This is a genomic window from Acidimicrobiales bacterium, from assembly GCA_036273495.1.
Classification (GTDB): domain Bacteria; phylum Actinomycetota; class Acidimicrobiia; order Acidimicrobiales; family JAJPHE01; genus DASSEU01.
The window spans coordinates 1-4,347 of record DASUHN010000135.1 but is presented as its reverse complement, the minus strand read 5'-3'; the positions used below and the strand labels follow the sequence as shown (position 1 = coordinate 4,347).

Sequence of the window (4,347 nt, the reverse complement as noted above, 5' to 3'; positions counted from 1 at the left end):
TTCATGCCGGCAGCGCCCCTTCCGCCTTGCCCCAGTAGGCGAGCGAGCCGGGCTCGACCTGCTCTGGTGCGTCGTCGGCGTCCCGGGGCCGGCCCGCTCCGCCGGCGCCGGCGACGACGGCGCCCACTGCTGCGGTAACCGGGTCGACGAGCCATCCGGGCAACCGGGCGGCGTCGACCAGCGCCGCCTCCACCTCACGTTCGGGCAGATGGACGGCCGGATGCCCCGTGCCCGTCGGCACCAGCTCGGCCAGGGCGGCAGCGACCTCGGACCGTTGCGTGCGCCCCGACCTGCAGCGGTTGACAACCGGGACGACCCGCTCGGGCACCACGCCGAACTCGACCAGGTCCTCGACGGTGCGGACCAGGGAGTAGACGCCCTTCACCCCCGGCTGGCCGACGACCACCACGGCGGCCGCCCGGGCCAGCGCGCACCTGGACATGGCGTTGCGCTCCTCGACGTCGAGCGAGCCGCTGTCCGGCTCCCCCTCGGCATCGCTGTCGGTGTCGGCCACGACCCAGGCGAAGCGTCCGAGGAGCCCGTCGATGGCGGCCTGGAGGGCACGCGGCCGCATGGTGGCCCAGCCGCGCCTCCTCCGCAGTCCGGTGACGAGCAGGTACGAGCGCTCCTCGACGGCCAGGAGGAACCCGTCGAGAGCGGCCGGGTCCAACCCACCCCGGCGATGGGCTTCGACCAGGCCGGGCAACCCGGCCCCGGTCGCCGCCGCGCCGTGCAGCACGGCCAGCTCCCCGTTCAGAGCCAGGTCGACGAGGGCCACCGCTTCCCGGGTGACTGCGGCCCGCACCCGTGCCCTGCCCCGGGTGCCATCACCCACCCGGTCCCGCCCGCCGCCGCCCGCCAGGCCCTGGGCCAGCGCACATGCGACCGTCGACGCTCCCGTGCCGCCGGGCCCACAGACTGCGACGAGCCGTCCTGCCGGTTGTGTCGGCTCGACGGAGGCCAGGTCGGCCGCCCCCTCGGAAGCGCCGACCGGCAGGGCGCGGGTCCGCAGCAGTTCGGAGAGCGTGGCGAGCTCGAAGTCGTCGGTGAGGCACGCATCGGCGCCGAGCGCCAACCAGTCCCGCCGGGGCTGGGACCCCACGACCACGATCGCGGTGCCGCCCGCGCCGCGTACCGCTCCGAGAAGGTCCCGGTCGGCATGACGCGACATCTCGTCGACCAATGCCACCGACACCCGCCGGGCCCGCAGGGTGGCGCGGAACTCCTCGACGGTGAGGCAGCGCACCAGCTCGGCGGGCAGCGATCCCGAGGTCACCCAGTGGGAGAGCCGCGCCAGCCAGGTGCTCCGGGCGGTGGCCAGCCCCACCAGGACGAACCGGTCCGCACCGCGCCTCATGGGGCCGGGGATCCGCTCGGGTGGAACGGCTGGGTCCCGCTGGCCGGGGTCTGCGTCCGGACCAGCTCGACCTGTCCGGCGTCGGCGGCGTTGGTGACGGCGAGGACGTCGTTGGCGCTGGACAGGCCGAGCGTGACCGTCTCGGAGGAGCGCGAGCCGAACGCTCCTCCGCTGTCGTTCACCGAGACCACCTCGGCCAGCGGCACGACGACCTCGGTGACCGCCTGGGCCCCCGTCCCGTAGGTCGCCACCACCGCGACCGTCTCACCCGCCTGCAGCGTGCCCCCCACCGCTCGCGAGGGATCGATGGGAAACGACACCTCCTGCAGAGCCGGCGCATCGGCCGGCGCCACCACGTCGCTCGCCTGGAGCAGCTCGCCGGAGCGCAACGGAGCCACCATCACGGCGCCGTTCAGCCGGGCCGCGTCCCGGAACGCGAACGATCCCGCCAGGTCCGCCGGAAGCACCATTCGGCGCGTGGTGAGGTCGGCGGTGCTGATCCGCTCGCCCGGCACCAGGTCGTGGCCCGCCACCACATAGGCGAGGGAGTGATCCGCACCTGCCTGGGTGTAGGCGGCGAACAGCCCCACTCCCGCCACCGCCACCAGCAGGCCGCCGAGCAGGGCCCGGGAGTTGAGCGGCGCCCGGCGGCGGCGCACCACCCGGAGCGCCCCGCCCTCGTGCCCGTCCGCCGCCCACAACCCGACACCGAGACCCGCGGTCCCGTTTCCGCTGGGCGCCCCATTGCCCACCGGACCTGGTGCGCTCCGCGCTCCCCGCAGTGCCACCCCCGCCTCCCCCAGCTGCACTCGGCCCCTACCACCGACGGTGACCATTTTTGTCGATGTGTGCTATTTGCGCAATACCTCTTGTTTATCGGCCCTTGGTATGTTATTTCGTGTATTTCAATGTTTCTCGATGCACTCTGTCCAGCGGGGAAACCCCGTGAGCTGCTCGGCCAGGGCCGGCTGGGTCCGACCTGGGCCGTCGAGGGGCCCGGTGGCGAGCGCCTGGTCGTGAAGCGCCTCGCCGGGCTGGCCCCGGCGGCGGCGGAAGCGGCCGAGGCGGCCGCCCTGATCGGCGCGGTCCCCGGGTGCGTGGCCCCGGCGGACACGGAGGCCAGGGACGGGGACCTGTGGGTGGTCTATCCGTTCGTCGACGGCCTGCTCCCGGTGGAAGCGGCTGCAACTCTCGGGTCCGGGGTGTGCGCCGACGTCCGGCGCGCCGTTGCGGAGCTCCACGCAGCCGGCCTGGCGCACGGCGCGCTGTCGGATTCCAACGTGCGCGTGACGGCCGGCGGTGAAGTCCATCTCCTCGACGCCGGGCTGGCGGGGCTCGGCACCCGGGGAGCCGTGGGTGTCGCCTCGGTCGAAGGAGACCGGCGGGACCTGAGCACCCTCTTGCGCCAGATGGAGGAAGCTGCACCCCGGGACGGGGGCGGCGCGAAGGCTTCGAAGAACGGGCACCGGCACCCTCGCCGACGAATGACGTTCCGGGTGAACGGGCGCCTCGGGTGGACGGCCGGCGTGCTCGCTCTCGTGCCGGTCGTCGCCGCCGTGATGGTGCCCGGCGTCCTCGGGACGGCGCGTCCTGCCGCCCGCAGTCCTGCCATCGTCGCGAGCCGGACAGGCCAGCCGGCGCCTTGGCCGCTCACCCGGTGCGCCACCGTCTCGCTCCCCGACGCTGCCGGTGCCACGTACTACGCCGTGGACATGAGCGGTACGGGATGCGCGGAGCCGATGGTCTGGAGGGCCGGAGTGATCTCCACCGTGTCGCCGCAAGGGGTGCCCGTACGCTTCTCCCTCGGCCGCCCCGGTGACGTGCTGCTCGTCGGACACTGGACCTGCGCCCGCCGGGAGCTTCCCGCTCTGTACCGCCCGGGCACCGGGGAGGTTTTCTACCTCTCGGCCTGGCCCTCCGGTGAGCGGCCGGTCACCAGCGCGCCGGCAGTCGAAACCGGAGTACGCGACGGTACGGCGCGGACGGCTGCAGTGAATGGTTGCGAACGCGTCGTGGTGGTCAGATGAGACAGCGCTCGCGTCTCGCCGCGGTGGCTCTGGTCGTGGGCGCCTCGGCTTGGGCACTGACCGGACCGCTGGCCCACGCTCTGCCGGCGCCCCCGCTGCTCGCCCCCCGGAGGTGGAGCGCCTGGCTCCACACCGCTGATCCGCTCACGGCGCTGGTGACCGTGCTCCGGCTGGCAACCGTGGCGCTCACCGGATGGCTGGCTCTGGCCATCGTGGCGGTGGTGGTGACGGACACCGCGGCGGGCGGGGCGGAGACGGCGCGCGGCTCCCTGCGGGCGGTGCGGGCCGCGGCACGCACGCTGCATCATGTGGTGCCGCGACCGGTGCTGGCGGCCGCGGCCCTCCTCCTCGGCGTGGCGGCGGCGGGATGCGCCCGATCACCTGCGGGCGCGGGAGCGCGCTCGTCTGTGCGTCCGGCGATCACGCCGCCGACGGTGACGATGACCATGGGGCAGCCGGGCACCGGTCTTCCGGCGAGGACGCCCTCGCCGGCGCCGTCCCTCCCGGCTGCGTCCATCCCGGCTGCGTCCATCCCGCCCCGCCGGGAGCCGGCGGGACCGACCGCCTGGGTCGTGCGGGGAGGCCAGAGCCTGTGGTCGATCGCAGAGGCGGTGGCCGGGTCCCGGGGCGCCACCCCGGCCCAGGTGGCCGGGTACTGGGTGGCGCTGGTGCGGGACAACCCCCGTCCCGACCCGGACCTCATCCACCCGGACGAGGTGCTGGATCTGCCCCCCTACCAGGAGTAGGGAATAACCGATCTGGCCCGTGGGTAGACAGCGGCCACCGATGGCCGCCTCCGTCTGGCGTGACGCGACCGCGGTGGGTCCCGAGTTGGGGGAGCCTCGCTCCCCGGTTCGCCTGCTGCGCCCCATCCCCGCCCTGGACGGGCTGCGGGGCCTCGCCGTGCTGCTCGTGATCGGGTACCACTTCCGGCCCGGCTCGGCCTTCAAGGGCGGGTGGATG

The 4,347-nt window shown here is 74.3% G+C and carries 4 protein-coding genes; 2 read left to right on the top strand and 2 right to left on the bottom strand.

The window, feature by feature from the left end:
* Position 1: 1 nt before the first annotated feature.
* Complete coding sequence (locus tag VFW24_05820) at positions 2–1,357, bottom strand: hypothetical protein (GenBank protein HEX5266271.1); 1,356 nt, start codon at positions 1,355–1,357, stop codon at positions 2–4.
* Positions 1,354–2,058 carry an SAF domain-containing protein gene (locus VFW24_05815; protein ID HEX5266270.1) on the bottom strand — a complete coding sequence of 235 codons (705 nt, stop codon included), beginning with the start codon at positions 2,056–2,058 and terminating at the stop codon, positions 1,354–1,356. The genes VFW24_05820 and VFW24_05815 overlap by 4 nt, the downstream gene beginning before the upstream one ends.
* A 207-nt stretch (positions 2,059–2,265) precedes the next feature.
* Between VFW24_05815 and VFW24_05810 the strand changes: the two genes are divergently transcribed.
* Together VFW24_05810 and VFW24_05805 are read left to right on the top strand one after the other, a co-directional pair.
* On the top strand, positions 2,266–3,384 hold the full coding sequence (locus VFW24_05810) for a hypothetical protein (protein HEX5266269.1): 1,119 nt from the start codon (positions 2,266–2,268) through the stop codon (positions 3,382–3,384).
* Positions 3,385–3,407: 23 nt separating this feature from the next.
* Positions 3,408–4,130 (top strand): hypothetical protein, encoded by a 723-nt coding sequence (locus VFW24_05805; protein ID HEX5266268.1) that lies wholly within the window; start codon positions 3,408–3,410, stop codon positions 4,128–4,130.
* Positions 4,131–4,347 lie beyond the last annotated feature (217 nt).